The sequence below is a fragment of the Pseudomonas bijieensis genome, from assembly GCF_013347965.1.
Taxonomy (GTDB): domain Bacteria; phylum Pseudomonadota; class Gammaproteobacteria; order Pseudomonadales; family Pseudomonadaceae; genus Aquipseudomonas; species Aquipseudomonas bijieensis.
On sequence record NZ_CP048810.1, the window covers coordinates 1,927,448 to 1,943,212 of the forward strand.

A 15,765-nucleotide genomic window follows, 5' to 3' on the forward strand; every position below is an offset into this window, starting at 1 on the left:
CCTGCCCCGTAGCTCCTGATGAAAATCACGAACCTGCACACGGCCGCTGACTGTTCCCCCATGCGCAAATTTCTGTACCTGCTGTTCACACTGGCCTTGATTGCCGCCCTGATCACCTACGCGCTATGGACGACGGATCGTCCGACGGGTCATTACCTGTCAGACCTGCGGATCAACCTGGCGGTCGACCAGGGTACGCCCGCCGATCGCGGCAACCTGCTGGGCATCCAGCCCGAATTGTTCCCCACCGACTACCAAAGTCCCGAGCGCCTGCATCGCAAACTGGCGGCCTATCTGCAAACGGCTCGCGACCTGGGCTTTCTCAATGCCAAGACCGTGGTGGTCCTGCCCGAGCACATCGGCACCTGGTTGATGGTCGGCGGCGAAAAAGACGAGTTGTACCAGGCCACTACCCTGAAGGAAGCCATGAACTGGCTGGCGATCAGCAATCCGCTGGCGTTTATCCGGGCGCTGGCCAGCGCTCAAGGCGATAACCGACTGGACGATGCCTACCTGCGCATGAAAGCCGAACGCATGGCCCATGACTATCAAGCGCTGTTCGGTGGACTGGCCAAGGAGTTCGGTATCACCCTGGTGGCCGGTTCCATCGTGCTTCCCGAGCCCAGCGTCAGCGAGGGTGAACTGAAGATCGGCCGCGGCGCGTTGTACAACAGCAGCCTGGTATTCGGCAGCGATGGCCGGCCGATCGGCCAGCCACAGCGCCAGCGTCATCCCGTGTTCGAACAGCGAGATGTGCTTGGGGCCAACCATCCGACCGTCCCGCAAGTCATCGACACCCCCGCCGGGCGCCTGGGCGTGCTGATCGGCAGCGACAGTTGGTACCCGCTCCATTACCGGCAACTCAACGACCAAGGCGCGCAACTGATCGCGGTACCTGCCTTCATCATTGGTCGCGATACGTGGGACAAACCCTGGAGCGGTTACAAAGGCCTGTCCACGCCGAGCGAAGTGAGCCTCAAGCCAGGTGAAGTAAGCGAGGGGCAAGCCTGGCATCGCCTGACACTGACCGGCCAATTGCCCATCAGCCAGGCCCGGGGCGGCGTCAGCGTGTTCCTGCGTGGCCAGTTCTGGGACAGCGGCAGCGCCGGCCAGAGCTTCATCAGCCACGACGGCCAACACTTCCCCGATGGCGAAGCCCGTGGTGCCCGCCTGCTGAACCTGTGGTTGTGAACATGAAACCGCAGCCGATGCGCCTGGGGGACTTGTCAGTGGGCTTCGTCCATAGCCTGGCTGACGCGGTCGCCAGCCATGGGCAAGACCCGCAACCCTTGCTTGAACAGTACGGTCTCGATGCTGCGCGCCTGGCCGAGCCTGGGGCTCGATTGTCGATTCCACGCTACATGCGCCTGGGCCACGCCGCGATCCAACAAACCCAGGACCCGGCCCTGGGCCTGCGCATGGGTCAGCTCGGCCGCTTGAGCCAGGCCGGGCTGGCGGGCGTTACCGCGGCCCAGGCACCGACCGTGCGCGAGGCGGCCCGCTGCATGATCCGCTTCGAACCACTGTATGGCTCCAACTATCGCGGCCAATCGAGTTTCCATGAGGATGCCCGGGGCGCTTGGCTACGGTTCTATTCCATCAGCCCGTATAACGCCTATAACCGCTTCGTCGTGGATTCGATCCTTGCCGGCTGGCTGGCGCAGTTGTCCAGCGTCAGCGGCATCGCGCTGCGGCCCGAACGCATCGAAATCGAATTCGAGGAGCCTGCGTACCTGGACGCCTACCGCACGCTCGGTGACTGCCCGATCCAGTTTGGCGCCGAACAGAATCAACTGCGCCTGGGCCTGGACAGCCTCGCCCAGCGCAACCCACAGCATTGCCCCAGCACCTGGCACCATCTGGTTCAATTGTGTGAACGGGAATTGGAACAACTGACCCGCACCCGCAGCCTGCGTGAGCGCATCATTCAACTGCTGGGGCCGTTGCTCAACGGCGGCCGGGAGCCCGACCTGGAGGAAGTGGCGGCTCGCTTGAAGCTGCCGACCTGGACCCTGCGTCGCAAGCTGGCCGAGGAAGGCACGCAGTTTCGCGCCATTCTCAACGACACCCGCCGCGACCTGGCCATGACCTACATACGCGATACCGAACTGGCGTTCGGCGAAATCGCCTATCTGTTGGGATTCGCCTCGGCCGAGGCATTTCAACGGGCCTTCAAGCGCTGGAACGACCAGACGCCTGGGGAGTTTCGTCGTAGTCACAGAGGGAGTTGAGCTTCAAGCGTTTAGCTGAAGTTTGCAACGCCCTTACAACTCCGTCGCATCTTCGGCGGGTTCCAGCGGGTCCAGTTCATAGGCCTGGTATTCCAGCAGCTCTTCCTGATAATCATCCATTACGTGTCCTTCCCCTGTCATTGAGACCATGCCTGATGGCGCTGGCATCAGCATAAAGCTGCTTTATGAACAAAACATGAAGCAAAGGCTTCATGAATTAAACGTAGCACAGGGGCAGGAAATTACCGCGTGAAGTGTGACAGGGCGTAACTCCCTGCCACAGCACCTCAGGAGGCCGGAAGCGGCTGGATCGGCTCGGTCGGGGGCGGCAACGAGCTGGACGGCGGTGGTGGCGGTGTCACGGTTTCCGTCGTCGGCGCAGATTCGAACGACTCGGGCGCAATCGGCGCGGGCTCGCTTGGCGGTGCGACTGGCTCCGATACCGTAGGAGCGGTTTCGACAGGGGCCGGCGTGGCCTCCTCCACCGGTGCAGCTGGCGCGGGGGCAACAGGCTCCGGTGCAGGCGCTGGTGCAGGCACCAGGGCGGCCGGTTCGACCTTGGTTTCCGGAATACCCAGTTCAGCTTTCGGTTTATCGGCGCTCTCGACAGCCTTCTTCGCTTCGGGCGGCAGGAACAGCTCTACCAAGGCAAAGAAACGCTCATAGAACTTGGCCGCCGACACGGTTTCGCTGGCGACCTTGACCATCGAATCGTCCGAAGAGCCGATCGGCATCGATACGGAACCCAGCACGCCCACGCCCAGGCTCGCGGAGTTGTTGATTTTCTTCAGGGCGTAGCGGTCCTGCAAGGCGTTGGCGAACATGGTCGCACGATGACCTGCCCCACCATCTTCGGCACAGACCAGGTTGAAGCTGATCTCCATGTGGGTGTCGCCGGTCTGCTGGAAACTCTTGTGGCCGCTGACCAGCTTCGGATCGCTGCTGGTGATGATGTAGCCCTGGCTGAGCAACGCCCTACGCCCCGCCTCGCAGGTGGCGGCGTCACTCACTGGATAAGTGCGCGAGAACGTGCCGGAGTCATCGAAGTTCTCGTGCTCGTAAATGGCGGCTTTCTTCGACGAGCAACCGGCTGCGGCGGCCAGCAGCAATGCAAGCCCGACGGTGCGCATGTGAAATGATCTGAACATTGAACATCCTGAGAAAAACGGTCCGGGGCGTATTGTGCAACAGAACGCGACCTGGCAGCGTGGCTAATCTTGTTTCAAGGGGGTTACAAGTCTACTGGGGGTTGTTTGCAGGAAAAAGACGCTGGTCCGGTGGAGCGACGAATACCCCCCGCTTTTGGGCAACAAGCAGATATGAAAACCCCAGCATTTTGGCCTAATGCCGTTTACTTGAGCCGGTTAATGAAGATTTTGACATTCCGCTCCGAGAGGCGTGGTTTTTACCTGGTTTGGTGTGTATATCCCCCATCTCCGAAAAAACGAAGCAAAAAAAACGACGCTTCCCATTTCTGAAGAAGCGCCGTTTTTTTCTAACTGAACAGCATCACAACCAAGTTTGAAAAAGCATCAAGCAATTAGAAACGCTTGATATCCGCCTGGCTCTCCAACTGCTTGCGATACGCCGCAAAGTCCTGCTGACCAACACGGGACGCAAGGTAACGACGATATTCAGCCTTCTCTTCGTCAGTCGGTGCCGCCGCTTCGTTCACGCCGTTCAGACGTACGACCACCAGGCTGCCGTCAGGCAAGGTCACGCTGCTGAACGTCGGCTTGTCCTTGGATTCAGGCTTGGGCATGCGGAACAGTGCTTGCAGCACCGCCGGGTCGATGCCTTCCTGGTTGCGGGTGGCTGCCTCGGCGGTTTTCCAGCCTTGGCCCTCGATCGGCTTGTCCAATGCAGTCTTGCCGTCGCGCAGGCTGGCGATCAACTCGTCAGCACGGGTCTTGGCCGCTGCGCTGGCGTGCTCCTTGGCCAATTGGGCACGAATGGGCCCTGCCACCTTGTCCAGCGGCAGTTGCTCAGGCTTGCGGTGTTCCTTGGCACGCAGCACCACGACGGTTTCCGGGTCCAGCTCGATGGCGGTGCTGTTGGCACCCTCATCCAGCACTTCCGGGCTGAACGCAGCGGTGACCACGGCACGATTGGCCGCAATCCCTTCGCCGCCTTCGCGACCGAACGGAGCCGACGTGTGGACGGTCAGCTTCAGATCCTGGGCTGGTTGCGCCAGGTCGGACGCTTCGAACGAGGCATCCTCCAGTTGCTTGGTCGCCTCGACAAAACGCTGCTCCACCTGCTGGGTTTTCAGCTCGCGGGTCAGCTTGTCCTTGAGACTGGCAAACGTAGGCACTTCAGGCGCCTCGACACCCAGCAGCTTGATCAGGTGCAGGCCGAAATCGGTGCGTACCGGTGCTGAGACCTGGTCCTTGTTCAAGGCATACAAGGCCTTTTCGAATTCCGGATCGTAGACGCCTGGACCGGCATAGCCGAGATCGCCACCGTTGTTCGCCGAACCTGGATCCTGGGAAAATTCCTTCGCCAACGCTTCAAACGACTCGCCTTTGGCCAGGCGAGCCTGGATCTCTTCGATCTTCGCCTTGGCCTGGGCTTCGGTCACCTTGTCGTTCACTTCAATCAGGATGTGCGCAGCCCGACGCTGTTCGGACAGGTTGGCGATTTCCTTCTGATAGGCCGCTTGCAGGTCTTCGTCCTTGACGCTGACCTGATCGAAGAAAGAGGCTTTCTTCAGCTCGAGGTAATCGATGACCACCTGGTCAGGCGTCATGAATTCCTTCGCGTGTTGGTCGTAGTAAGCCTTGACCTCGTCATCGGTCAGCTTGACGGACGCCGGGTCAGCCTTGATGTTCAAGGTGGAGAAATCACGGGTCTGTTTCTCCAGGCGGGCAAATGCCAGCACTTGGGCATCGGTGACGAAACCGCTGCCTGCCAGGCCTGCGCGCAACTGACCGATCAGCATTTCCTGAGCCAGCATCTGGCGGAACTGCATACGGCTGTAACCCAGCTGGCGGATCACCTGGTCGAAACGCTCGGCGCTGAATTTGCCATCGACCTGGAACTCAGGCGTTTGCAGGATCACTTGATCGAGCGCAGCTTCGGAGAAAGCGAATTTGGCATCGTGTGCGCCCTGCAGCAACAGCTTGCGATCGATCAGGCCCTTGAGCGCCGAATCGCGCAGCATTTTTTCGTCCAGCAGGGAGGCGTCGAAATCCTTGCCCAGCTGTTGCATGAGCTGACGGCGTTGCATGTCGACCGCCTGGCTCAGCTCGTTCTGGCTGATGTTTTCGCCGTTGACCTTGGCCGCTTCGTTGCTGTTGGTGGTGGCTTTGAAAATGGCATCGAAACCGGTCAACGCCATCAATGCGACGATGACCCCGATGATGGTCTTGGCAATCCAGCCTTGTGAATTGTCCCTGATATTCTGCAGCATGCGTCCCCCAGAAACGGTTGAACTTCAAATTTAGGCAACCGTGGAGCGTGGGTAGAATCCGGATAGAAGAAAGGCGCATCCGAGGATGCGCCTTCTCGTAACTGGCGGAGCGGACCGGGCCCTAACCTGCAAGCCCTGGTGTGCCAGGCCGGTTGCAACCGGCCGTGTTACCGCTCCGCTGCCAAGCCAGGCATGACCCCGACCCGGATAAACTCAACGAAACCTTAGTTAACGGCTTCTTTCAGTGCTTTACCAGCTTTGAAGCCTGGCTTTTTGGCAGCAGCGATTTCCAGCGTCTTACCGGTCTGCGGGTTGCGACCGATACGAGCAGGACGATCGGTCACGGAGAAGGTGCCGAAACCAACCAGAACAACGGAGTCGCCAGCCTTCAGAGCGCCAGTGACGGATTCGATTACAGCGTCCAGCGCACGGCCAGCAGCAGCTTTCGGGATATCAGCGGATGCAGCGATAGCATCAATCAGTTCCGACTTGTTCACTCTAAGTCCCCTTATATCTATTTGAGATGATTCTAAGTTTTTTTGGTGAAAGCAAAAAACGAGTGCTGAATGGCCTGCAGACACTTAAGAGCCGCTTTATAACAAGGGCTCTAAAAAACTGTCAAGAAAGCCCCCCAGGCAAATGCGTACTAATGCGTGCTAATTCTTTCCTTAGAGTCAGACTCTCGCTTTTCTTCCTTCGCGACAATCTCCGGAGCCACATCCGGCAAGGGCTCCGGCGCGTATTGCAGCGCAATTTGCAGGACCTCGTCAATCCATTTAACTGGTTTGATCTGAAGATCTTGCTTGATGTTGTCAGGAATTTCCTTCAGGTCGCGGACATTCTCTTCAGGAATGATCACGATCTTGATCCCGCCACGGTGTGCCGCCAGCAGTTTTTCCTTCAGACCGCCGATCGCCAGGACTTGGCCGCGCAACGTGATTTCACCTGTCATCGCGACATCGGCGCGCACCGGAATACCGGTCAACGCCGAGACGAGGGCCGTGCACATGCCTACACCGGCGCTAGGGCCGTCCTTGGGCGTAGCCCCTTCAGGCATGTGGATATGCGTGTCACGCTTCTCATGGAAGTCCAGGGGGATGCCCAGGCTCCGGGCGCGGCTGCGAACCACGGTCAGCGCAGCGGTGATCGACTCGACCATCACGTCGCCCAGGGAACCGGTCTTGATCAACTGCCCCTTGCCCGGCACCACGGCCGCTTCGATGGTCAGCAACTCACCACCGACCTGTGTCCACGCCAGGCCAGTCACCTGGCCGATCTGGTCCTGCTGCTCGGCGAGGCCATAGCGGAACTTGCGTACACCCAGGAAGTGCTCCAGCAGGTCCGAAGTGACCTTGACCGCGAAGCGTTTTTCCAGCGCGTGCTCCTTGACCGCCTTGCGGCAAACCTTGGCAATCTGCCGTTCCAGGCCACGCACACCGGCTTCGCGGGTGTAGTAACGGATGATGTCGCGAATCGCTTCCTCGTCGAATTCCAGCTCGCCTTTTTTCAGGCCGTTGGCCTGGATCTGCTTGGGCGAAAGGTATTTCACGGCAATGTTGATCTTCTCGTCCTCGGTGTAGCCCGGCAGACGAATCACCTCCATCCGGTCCAGCAATGCTGGCGGAATGTTCATGGAGTTGGAGGTGCAGAGGAACATCACGTCCGACAGGTCGTAGTCGACCTCCAGGTAGTGATCGTTGAAATTGTGGTTCTGCTCGGGATCGAGGACTTCGAGCAATGCAGAGGCAGGATCGCCGCGCATGTCGCTACCCATCTTGTCGATTTCATCCAAAAGGAACAGCGGGTTGCGCACGCCAACCTTTGTCATCTTTTGAATCAATCTTCCTGGCATCGAACCGATGTAGGTACGGCGATGACCACGAATCTCCGCCTCGTCGCGCACGCCGCCAAGGGCCATGCGTACGAATTTGCGGTTTGTGGCGTGGGCAATCGACTCCGCCAAGGAGGTTTTACCGACCCCGGGAGGACCGACCAGGCACAGGACAGGGCCACGAATCTTTTTCACGCGTTTCTGCACGGCGAGGTATTCAAGGATGCGCTCCTTGACCTCTTCCAGGCCGTAATGGTCGGCGTCGAGGATGTCTTCGGCGCGCGCCAGGTCCAGGCGTACCTTGCTCTGGGCTTTCCACGGCACCTGGACCAGCCAGTCGATGTAGGAGCGCACCACGGTGGCCTCGGCCGACATCGGCGACATTTGCTTGAGCTTGTTCAGCTCGGCCTGGGCCTTGGCCAGTGCATCCTTGGGCAAACCAGCGGCATCGATGCGCTTTTTCAGCTCTTCGATTTCGTTGTGGCCTTCGTCGCCGTCGCCGAGCTCCTTCTGAATGGCCTTCATCTGCTCATTCAGGTAGTACTCGCGCTGACTGCGCTCCATCTGTTTCTTGACGCGGCCGCGAATGCGTTTCTCGACCTGCAGCAGATCGATTTCGCCGTCGAGCAATGCCAGCACGTGCTCGACACGGGCGGACAAATCGATGATTTCGAGGATTTCCTGTTTCTGCTCGATCTTGAGGGCCATGTGGGCCGCCATCGTATCGACCAGCCGGCCCGGCTCATCGATGCTGTTAAGCGACGACAGGACCTCTGCAGGCACCTTCTTGCCCAGTTGCACGTATTGTTCGAACTGAGACAGCAGGCTGCGGACAAACACCTCTGATTCGCGCTCGGGCGCATCGACTTCTTCGATCAGCGACACTTCGGCCCGGCAATGGCCGTCCACTTCGCTGAAACGCTCCACAGCACCACGCTGCTCGCCTTCAACCAAGACCTTGACGGTGCCGTCAGGCAGCTTGAGCAGTTGCAGAACCGTTGCAATCGTACCTACGCGATAAAGTGCGTCCTCGCCAGGATCATCGTCAGCAGGGTTCCTCTGAGCCAGCAAGAGAATCTGCTTGTCACCCGTCATCGCAGCCTCGAGGGCTTCGATGGACTTCTCGCGCCCCACGAACAGCGGGATAACCATGTGCGGATACACCACTACATCGCGCAATGGCAGGAGAGGCAATTCGATGGTTGTCTTCATGATTTCGCCTCTACGGCGGCCCTAAGGCCGGAAACAGATGGAAGTAAGCTTGAAACCAAGATGGGGGCAGCCTTGAAAAAAAACAAGCACTAGACACGTCTAAAACGCGCTAAAAGCAAAGGGGCCCGAAGGCCCCTTCTTTGTTCCGGCAGCGGGACGCTCAAGCGTCCGGCGCGGCCTTGGCAGTCGGCTCACTGTTTTCGTAGATATACAGTGGCTTGGACTTGCCTTCTATAACGCTTTCATCGATCACGACTTTACTCACCTCGGACTGCGAGGGGATCTCATACATCGTGTCGAGCAATACACCTTCGAGAATCGAGCGCAACCCACGGGCACCGGTCTTGCGTTCCAGGGCACGTTTGGCGACCGATTTCAGCGCGTCGGAACGGAACTCCAGGTCTACACCTTCCATTTCGAACAGCTTGGCATACTGCTTGGTCAGGGCGTTTTTCGGCTCGGTCAGGATCTGCATCAACGCGGCTTCATCCAACTCGTCCAGCGTTGCCAGGACCGGCAGACGACCGACGAATTCCGGGATCAGACCGAACTTGACCAAATCGTCAGGCTCGACTTCACGCAGGGACTCACCGACTTTCTTGCCTTCTTCCTTGCTGCGCACTTCGGCGTTGAAACCGATGCCACCACGGGTGGAACGGTTTTGAATAACCTTTTCCAGGCCGGAGAACGCACCACCGCAGATGAACAGGATGTTACGGGTGTCGACTTGCAGGAATTCCTGCTGCGGATGCTTGCGACCACCTTGGGGCGGAACGGAAGCGACCGTACCTTCGATCAACTTGAGCAAGGCCTGCTGCACGCCCTCACCGGAAACATCCCGGGTGATGGACGGGTTGTCGGACTTGCGGGAAATCTTGTCGATTTCGTCAATGTAGACAATGCCCATCTGGGCTTTTTCCACATCGTAGTCGCACTTCTGCAACAACTTCTGAATGATGTTCTCGACGTCTTCACCTACATAACCAGCCTCGGTGAGGGTGGTTGCGTCGGCGATGGTGAACGGAACGTTCAGCAAGCGAGCCAGGGTTTCGGCAAGCAGGGTCTTACCCGAGCCTGTCGGGCCGATCAGCAGGATGTTGCTCTTGCCGAGTTCGACCTCATCATTTTTCTTGTCACGCTGGTTCAGGCGCTTGTAGTGGTTGTACACCGCTACGGCCAGTACCTTTTTCGCACGTTCCTGACCAATCACATACTGATCAAGGATGCCGCTGATTTCTTTAGGCGAAGGCAATTTATGCGCGCTGCTCTCGGCCTGGGCTTCCTGCACCTCCTCGCGGATGATGTCATTGCACAGGTCGACGCACTCGTCGCAAATGAAGACCGAGGGGCCGGCAATCAATTTGCGTACTTCATGCTGGCTTTTGCCACAGAAGGAGCAATAAAGCAGTTTGCCGTTGTCCTCGCCGTTGCGGGTGTCAGTCATTCGATCGATCCAAATCCGATAGGCTTGCAACACAAGATGAAGGCAATTGCGGGCTTTTTCAAGCCCGCAGGCGGCCGGTCATCCCAACCACCTGCATTTTGAGCGGCTTAGGCAGGCATTTGACGCTTGTTGATCACGGAGTCGATCAGGCCGTATTCGGCTGCACGCTCGGCGCTCATGAAGTTGTCACGCTCGGTGTCGCGCTCAATGGTTTCGAGGCTTTGGCCCGTATGATGGGCCAGCAATGAATTAAGACGCGAACGAATGTGGAGGATTTCCTTGGCATGGATGTCGATATCCGACGCCTGGCCCTGGAAGCCGCCCAATGGCTGGTGAATCATCATCCGCGAGTTAGGCAGGCAGTGACGCTTGCCCGCTGCGCCGCCGGCGAGCAGGAAGGCGCCCATGCTGCAGGCCTGGCCGATGCAGATGGTGGAAACGTCAGGCTTGATGAACTGCATGGTGTCGTAGATCGACATGCCCGCAGTCACCGAACCGCCAGGTGAGTTGATGTACAGATGGATATCCTTGTCCGGGTTTTCCGCTTCAAGGAACAACAGCTGCGCCGCGACCAGGTTGGCCATGTAGTCTTCAACGGGGCCGATCAGGAAGATGACGCGTTCCTTGAGCAGACGCGAGTAGATGTCATAGGCACGTTCGCCACGGGCGGACTGCTCGATAACCATCGGGACCAGGCCGCCTGCGGCCTGGATGTCAGAGCTCTGCTGATAAAAAGAATTGCGGGACATGTCTCGCAGTCACTCCCAAATAGTTATGTCTTGAATACGCATAAGCCAGCACGAAGGCTGGCTTATGGGTGTTTATTTCTTACCGCAGAACCATCAATCGGCTTGTGGAGCTTCCACCGGCTTGACCGCTTCTTCGTAAGAGACCGCTTTATCGGTCACGCTAGCTTTCTGCAGAACAGTATCCACAACTTGTTCTTCCAGCACAACCGAACGGACTTCGTTCAGTTGCTGGTCGTTCTTGTAGTACCAGGACACGACTTGCTCAGGCTCTTGGTAGGCCGAAGCCATTTCCTGGATCAACTCGCGAACACGGGCTTCGTCAGGCTTGAGTTCGAACTGCTTGACCACTTCGGCGACGATCAGGCCCAGCACGACGCGGCGCTTGGCTTGCTCTTCGAACAGCTCGGCAGGCAGCTGATCCGGCTTGATGTTGCCGCCGAACTGCTGAACAGCCTGGACGCGCAGACGGTTCACTTCGTTGTCCAGCAGGGCCTTTGGCACTTCGATCGGGTTGGAAGCCAGCAGACCGTCCATGACCTGGTTCTTGACCTTGGACTTGATGGCCTGGCGCAGCTCACGCTCCATGTTCTTGCGAACTTCGGTGCGGAAACCTTCCAGACCAGCTTCCTTGATGCCGAACTGGGCGAAGAACTCTTCGTTCAGCTCAGGCAGTTTCGGCTCGGAAACGCTGTTGACGGTCACGGTGAACTCGGCGGCTTTGCCTGCCAGGTCCAGGTTCTGGTAATCCTCAGGGAAGGTCACGTTCAGAACGCGCTCTTCGCCGGCCTTGGCGCCAACCAGGCCGTCTTCGAAGCCCGGGATCATGCGACCGGAGCCCAGCACCAGCTGGGTAGCCTTGGCGGAACCGCCAGCGAACACTTCACCGTCGACCTTGCCGACGAAATCGATGTTCAACTGGTCTTCGTTCTGGGCAGCACGCTCAGTCACTTCGAAACGAGTGTTCTGCTTGCGCAGGATGTCCAGCATCTTGTCCAGGTCGGCATCCGACACGTCAGCGCTCAGACGCTCGACAGCGATGGATTCGAAACCGGCAACCGTGAACTCAGGAAACACTTCGAACGTGGCGACGAACTCCAGGTCCTTGCCTTTTTCCAGCACTTTCGGCTCGACGGACGGAGCACCGGCCGGGTTCAGCTTCTGCTCGACGACCGCTTCGTAGAACGAAGACTGGATCACATCACCCACGGCTTCCTGACGCGCATCAGCTTCGTAACGCTGACGGATCACGCTCATTGGCACTTTGCCTGGGCGGAAACCTGGGATTTTGGCCTTTTGGGCAGTCTGCTGCAGACGCTTGTTGACCTGAGTCTCGATGCGCTCAGCCGGCACGGTGATGCTCATGCGGCGCTCAAGAGCAGAAGTATTTTCAACAGAAACTTGCATGGATATTCCTCGTTGCACAGACGTTGGCCGGGCGTTTCCGACCCCAGAATCAAGGGCATGCATTCTAGTAGGTCAAACTCAAGAAGTCACCCTACTGAAAACACGCTGGAAACAGGCGCCGGATTTAGGACGAGGCAATCGCTCATGCCCCACCCGGATTGCAAATACAGTCGATTCAGCCCAGGGCTCTGCGCCAATGCTTCTATATATAGAAGCAGCTTGCCCGATGGTGCAGCTCCCGGCCTCACAAGGAGACCGACGGACATACCGCGCATCATCACGAAACATATTCGCGACGAATCGGCCGCTGCGCACAACCCCAAGAAACCGTAACGACGCCAAACACAGAACCACCGAAAACAAAAACGGCGCAGCCCTTTTCAGGTACTGCGCCGTTTTCTGCTATTTAAATAGCGACTTGTATGGTGCGGACGGAGAGACTCGAACTCTCACACCTTGCGGCGCTGGAACCTAAATCCAGTGTGTCTACCAATTCCACCACATCCGCGTATCAAGCTTTTAAAGCAAAGGCGCCAGACCGTTAAATCTGGCGCCTTTCTAGAATATGGGGTGGACGATGGGGATCGAACCCACGACAACGGGAGTCACAATCCCGTGCTCTACCAACTGAGCTACGCCCACCATATTGCCTTGTTGCCTTACTTGTGCCAAAGCTGCCTAATTGGCGCACCCGGCAGGACTCGAACCTGCGACCATCCGCTTAGAAGGCGGATGCTCTATCCAGCTGAGCTACGGGCGCCTTTTTAATCTGTATTCTTGGACGATTACAAACTAAGTGCTTTCAGTTTTACCGAGTTGAAACAACCAACTCCGCTCAACCTTCTTAACCAGTGCTAGGCTGTGCCCGACAAGTGCGACGAATGTTATAGACGGCCTGATAGGTCGTCAACTCTTTTTTAAAAAAAATTCATTTAATTAAAGGGGTTAGGGGAATTTGCAGACCAAGCGCCTTTGCCCTCGCGCCCCGGCATGCGAGAATGCGTTCTCTTTTTTTCCCCTCTCGATGGTTAACCACGCGCAATGACTGCACAACTTATCGACGGCAAATCGATCGCCGCCAGCCTGCGCCAGCAGATCTCCCAACGAGTCACCGAGCGCCGCCAGCAAGGCCTGCGTACGCCCGGCCTTGCGGTGATCCTGGTCGGCAGCGATCCTGCCTCTCAGGTTTATGTCTCGCACAAGCGTAAAGACTGTGAAGAGGTCGGCTTCCTTTCCCAGGCCTACGACCTGCCTTCCGAAACCACCCAGCAAGCGTTGGCCGATCTGATCGATCGCCTGAACGACGACCCGAACATCGACGGCGTTCTGCTCCAACTGCCACTGCCTGAACACCTCGACGCCTCCAAGCTGCTGGAGCGTATCCGCCCGGACAAGGATGTCGACGGCTTCCATCCTTATAACGTCGGGCGCCTGGCCCAGCGTATCCCACTGCTTCGTCCCTGCACCCCCAAAGGCATCATGACATTGCTGGAAAGCACTGGCGTGGACCTGTATGGCCTTGATGCGGTGGTGGTGGGTGCATCCAACATCGTTGGCCGTCCGATGGCCATGGAGCTGCTGCTGGCCGGCTGCACCGTGACCGTGACCCATCGATTCACCAAGGACCTGGCCGGTCATGTCGGCCGCGCTGACCTGGTGGTGGTGGCCGCCGGCAAACCCGGCCTGGTCAGGGGCGAGTGGATCAAGGAAGGCGCCATCGTCATCGACGTGGGCATCAATCGCCAGGAAGACGGCAAGCTGGTGGGCGACGTGGTCTACGAGACCGCCCTGCCCCGCGCCGGCTGGATCACGCCGGTACCCGGCGGCGTAGGCCCGATGACCCGCGCCTGCCTGCTGGAGAACACGTTGTACGCGGCCGAAACGCTGCACAGCTGATACGCGCCAATCAAAACCCTGTGGGAGCGAGCTTGCTCGCGATAGCGGTGGACCGGCCAACCTCCAAGTTGACTGACACGCCGCCATCGCGAGCAAACTCGCTCCCACAGGTGTTTTTGGCAGTCGGATTTGAGCCGCCAGGCCTCGACCGCGTCTTTGGATCGCGCAAATTACGAATTTTTCAGATTCGATTCGCCAAAATCGCCCTTCATTAAACTTTATTTATTCACAAGCCTTGGCGATACAGGCATATAGCGCTGCTGTCGCCCATACTCCTAAAATGCGACGTTTTTTTAAAAGTCGTTGCTCAACGGCACCTTCAACTCTATCGAGTCCACTCGCGTGAAAATCCGTCTTTCGATCCTCAGCCTGTTCTTCGTTTTCACAGGCACCTTCACCACACAGGATGTCTACGCGCAGGAAACCATCGCGGCCCCACGGGATACGTCAAAGCTGCAAGTCGCTTCAGGCAGTGCGATCCTGTTGGATCTCCAGACGGACAAGGTCGTTTATTCAAGCAACCCGGACGTGGTGGTGCCCATCGCGTCGGTGACCAAGCTGATGACCGGTCTGATCGTGCTGGATGCCAAGCAAAACCTGGACGAGTACATTTCCATCACCATCGCCAACACCCCAGAGATGAAGGGGGTGTTTTCCCGGGTCAAGCTCAACAGCGAACTGTCGCGCCGGGACGTGCTGCTGATCGCCCTGATGTCTTCGGAAAACCGCGCCGCCGCCAGCCTCGCCCACCACTATCCGGGCGGCTACGCGGCGTTCATTGCCGCCATGAACGCCAAGGCAAAGGCGTTGGGCATGACCAGCACTCACTACGTCGAACCGACGGGCCTGTCGACCCACAACGTCTCGACCGCCAGGGACCTGACCAAGCTGCTGATCGCCGCACGCAAGTATCCTCTGCTGAGCGAACTGAGCACTACCAAGGAAAAGACCGTTACCTTCCGCAAACCGGTGTATAGCCTGGGCTTTCGCAACACTGATCACTTGGTCCATAAGGCCAATTGGGATATCCAGTTGACCAAGACCGGTTTCACCAACGAGGCCGGCCACTGCCTGGTACTGGTGACGAAGATGAGCAATCGCCCAATGGCCCTGGTGATCCTCGACGCGTTCGGCAAGTACACGCACTTCGCCGATGCCAGCCGGATACGTAGTTGGGTCGAGACCGGGAAAAGCGCCGACGTGCCGGCGGTGGCCCTGCAATACAAGGCCGCCAAGAATCTCAAGAGCCGTCAGACTGGCGTGGTGGAAGCCTCCAAATAATTGCGCGACATAAAAAAGCCCCGACTCGTCGGGGCTTTCTTGTTTATGGCTTCAGGTCACCCAGCGGATCATAGGGCTTGGGCTTGCGCTCATCCTTCTTGTCCAGCGGCGCCTTGGCCGGCCCTATCGGATCGACCTGGGGATCATCAAGATCCGGCGAGTCCGGATCGAAACCCAGGTCGTCGCCGCTGGAATGCTCTGACGAATGTGGCCCCGTAGGTGTTTTCGACTGTGCCATGCGTGCCTTCCTCCAATCGCGGTCGGAAAATGCCCGACCCTGACGATAAGAGCCTCAGGCCTGCCGG

12 protein-coding genes and 3 tRNA genes are annotated in these 15,765 nt (G+C 58.2%); 4 read left to right on the forward strand and 11 right to left on the reverse strand.

All coding sequences use genetic code 11. From position 1 onward, the window contains the following. The first annotated feature begins 60 nt into the window (after nt 1-60). Together GN234_RS08175 and GN234_RS08180 are read left to right on the forward strand one after the other, a co-directional pair. Nucleotides 61-1,191, forward strand: coding sequence for a carbon-nitrogen hydrolase family protein (locus GN234_RS08175; RefSeq protein WP_176688249.1), 1,131 nt, complete (start codon nt 61-63; stop codon nt 1,189-1,191). Between the two features lie 2 nt (nt 1,192-1,193). After that, nucleotides 1,194-2,231, forward strand: a complete 1,038-nt coding sequence (locus tag GN234_RS08180) for an AraC family transcriptional regulator (RefSeq protein ID WP_109751644.1) — start codon at nt 1,194-1,196, stop codon at nt 2,229-2,231. A gap of 287 nt (nt 2,232-2,518) precedes the next feature. Here GN234_RS08180 and GN234_RS08185 read toward each other — a convergent pair whose 3' ends face one another. The 10 genes from GN234_RS08185 to GN234_RS08230 all read right to left on the reverse strand — a co-directional run bounded on the left by GN234_RS08185 (nt 2,519) and on the right by GN234_RS08230 (nt 13,043). Then, nucleotides 2,519-3,379, reverse strand: coding sequence for a DUF2242 domain-containing protein (locus GN234_RS08185; protein ID WP_176688250.1), 861 nt, complete (start codon nt 3,377-3,379; stop codon nt 2,519-2,521). 392 nt (nt 3,380-3,771) lie between these two features. Next, the gene (locus GN234_RS08190; protein ID WP_176688251.1) at nt 3,772-5,643 is read right to left on the reverse strand and encodes a SurA N-terminal domain-containing protein; all 1,872 of its coding nucleotides are present in this window, start codon (nt 5,641-5,643) and stop codon (nt 3,772-3,774) included. Nucleotides 5,644-5,867: 224 nt separating this feature from the next. Further along, nucleotides 5,868-6,140: an HU family DNA-binding protein gene (locus GN234_RS08195; protein WP_002552737.1), complete on the reverse strand. Its 273-nt coding sequence runs from the start codon at nt 6,138-6,140 to the stop codon at nt 5,868-5,870. Between the two features lie 149 nt (nt 6,141-6,289). After that, complete coding sequence (lon, locus tag GN234_RS08200; protein WP_109751641.1) at nt 6,290-8,686, reverse strand: endopeptidase La; 2,397 nt, start codon at nt 8,684-8,686, stop codon at nt 6,290-6,292. Between the two features lie 160 nt (nt 8,687-8,846). Then, nucleotides 8,847-10,130, reverse strand: coding sequence for an ATP-dependent Clp protease ATP-binding subunit ClpX (clpX, locus tag GN234_RS08205; protein WP_109751640.1), 1,284 nt, complete (start codon nt 10,128-10,130; stop codon nt 8,847-8,849). A 107-nt stretch (nt 10,131-10,237) separates the two neighbouring features. Continuing rightward, nucleotides 10,238-10,879, reverse strand: coding sequence for an ATP-dependent Clp endopeptidase proteolytic subunit ClpP (gene clpP / locus GN234_RS08210; RefSeq protein WP_003183177.1), 642 nt, complete (start codon nt 10,877-10,879; stop codon nt 10,238-10,240). 93 nt (nt 10,880-10,972) lie between these two features. After that, on the reverse strand, nt 10,973-12,283 hold the full coding sequence (gene tig / locus GN234_RS08215) for a trigger factor (RefSeq protein WP_109751639.1): 1,311 nt from the start codon (nt 12,281-12,283) through the stop codon (nt 10,973-10,975). Between the two features lie 423 nt (nt 12,284-12,706). Continuing rightward, nucleotides 12,707-12,791, reverse strand: a tRNA-Leu gene (locus GN234_RS08220). 58 nt (nt 12,792-12,849) lie between these two features. After that, a tRNA-His gene (locus GN234_RS08225) sits at nt 12,850-12,925 on the reverse strand. Between the two features lie 41 nt (nt 12,926-12,966). Beyond that, nucleotides 12,967-13,043: transfer RNA gene (locus GN234_RS08230), tRNA-Arg, on the reverse strand. A 281-nt stretch (nt 13,044-13,324) separates the two neighbouring features. On the opposite strand from GN234_RS08230, the gene folD reads away from it, so the two are divergent. Next, on the forward strand, nt 13,325-14,179 hold the full coding sequence (folD, locus tag GN234_RS08235; RefSeq protein WP_109751637.1) for a bifunctional methylenetetrahydrofolate dehydrogenase/methenyltetrahydrofolate cyclohydrolase FolD: 855 nt from the start codon (nt 13,325-13,327) through the stop codon (nt 14,177-14,179). A 342-nt stretch (nt 14,180-14,521) separates the two neighbouring features. Then, nucleotides 14,522-15,460: a D-alanyl-D-alanine endopeptidase gene (gene pbpG / locus GN234_RS08240; RefSeq protein ID WP_109751636.1), complete on the forward strand. Its 939-nt coding sequence runs from the start codon at nt 14,522-14,524 to the stop codon at nt 15,458-15,460. A gap of 43 nt (nt 15,461-15,503) precedes the next feature. On the opposite strand, the gene GN234_RS08245 is transcribed toward pbpG, so the two are convergent. Then, the gene (locus tag GN234_RS08245; protein WP_109751635.1) at nt 15,504-15,698 is read right to left on the reverse strand and encodes a DUF6021 family protein; all 195 of its coding nucleotides are present in this window, start codon (nt 15,696-15,698) and stop codon (nt 15,504-15,506) included. Nucleotides 15,699-15,765: the final 67 nt, after the last annotated feature.

Excerpts from the sequence above, each read along its gene's own strand:
- GN234_RS08175 (WP_176688249.1), top strand. The coding sequence starts at position 61 with ATGCGCAAATTTCTGTACCTGCTGTTCACACTGGCCTTGATTGCCGCC.
- GN234_RS08180 (WP_109751644.1), top strand. The coding sequence starts at position 1,194 with ATGAAACCGCAGCCGATGCGCCTGGGGGACTTGTCAGTGGGCTTCGTC.
- GN234_RS08185 (WP_176688250.1), bottom strand. The coding sequence starts at position 3,379 with ATGTTCAGATCATTTCACATGCGCACCGTCGGGCTTGCATTGCTGCTG.
- GN234_RS08190 (WP_176688251.1), bottom strand. The coding sequence starts at position 5,643 with ATGCTGCAGAATATCAGGGACAATTCACAAGGCTGGATTGCCAAGACC.
- lon (WP_109751641.1), bottom strand. The coding sequence starts at position 8,686 with ATGAAGACAACCATCGAATTGCCTCTCCTGCCATTGCGCGATGTAGTG.
- clpX (WP_109751640.1), bottom strand. The coding sequence starts at position 10,130 with ATGACTGACACCCGCAACGGCGAGGACAACGGCAAACTGCTTTATTGC.
- clpP (WP_003183177.1), bottom strand. The coding sequence starts at position 10,879 with ATGTCCCGCAATTCTTTTTATCAGCAGAGCTCTGACATCCAGGCCGCA.
- tig (WP_109751639.1), bottom strand. The coding sequence starts at position 12,283 with ATGCAAGTTTCTGTTGAAAATACTTCTGCTCTTGAGCGCCGCATGAGC.
- folD (WP_109751637.1), top strand. The coding sequence starts at position 13,325 with ATGACTGCACAACTTATCGACGGCAAATCGATCGCCGCCAGCCTGCGC.
- GN234_RS08245 (WP_109751635.1), bottom strand. The coding sequence starts at position 15,698 with ATGGCACAGTCGAAAACACCTACGGGGCCACATTCGTCAGAGCATTCC.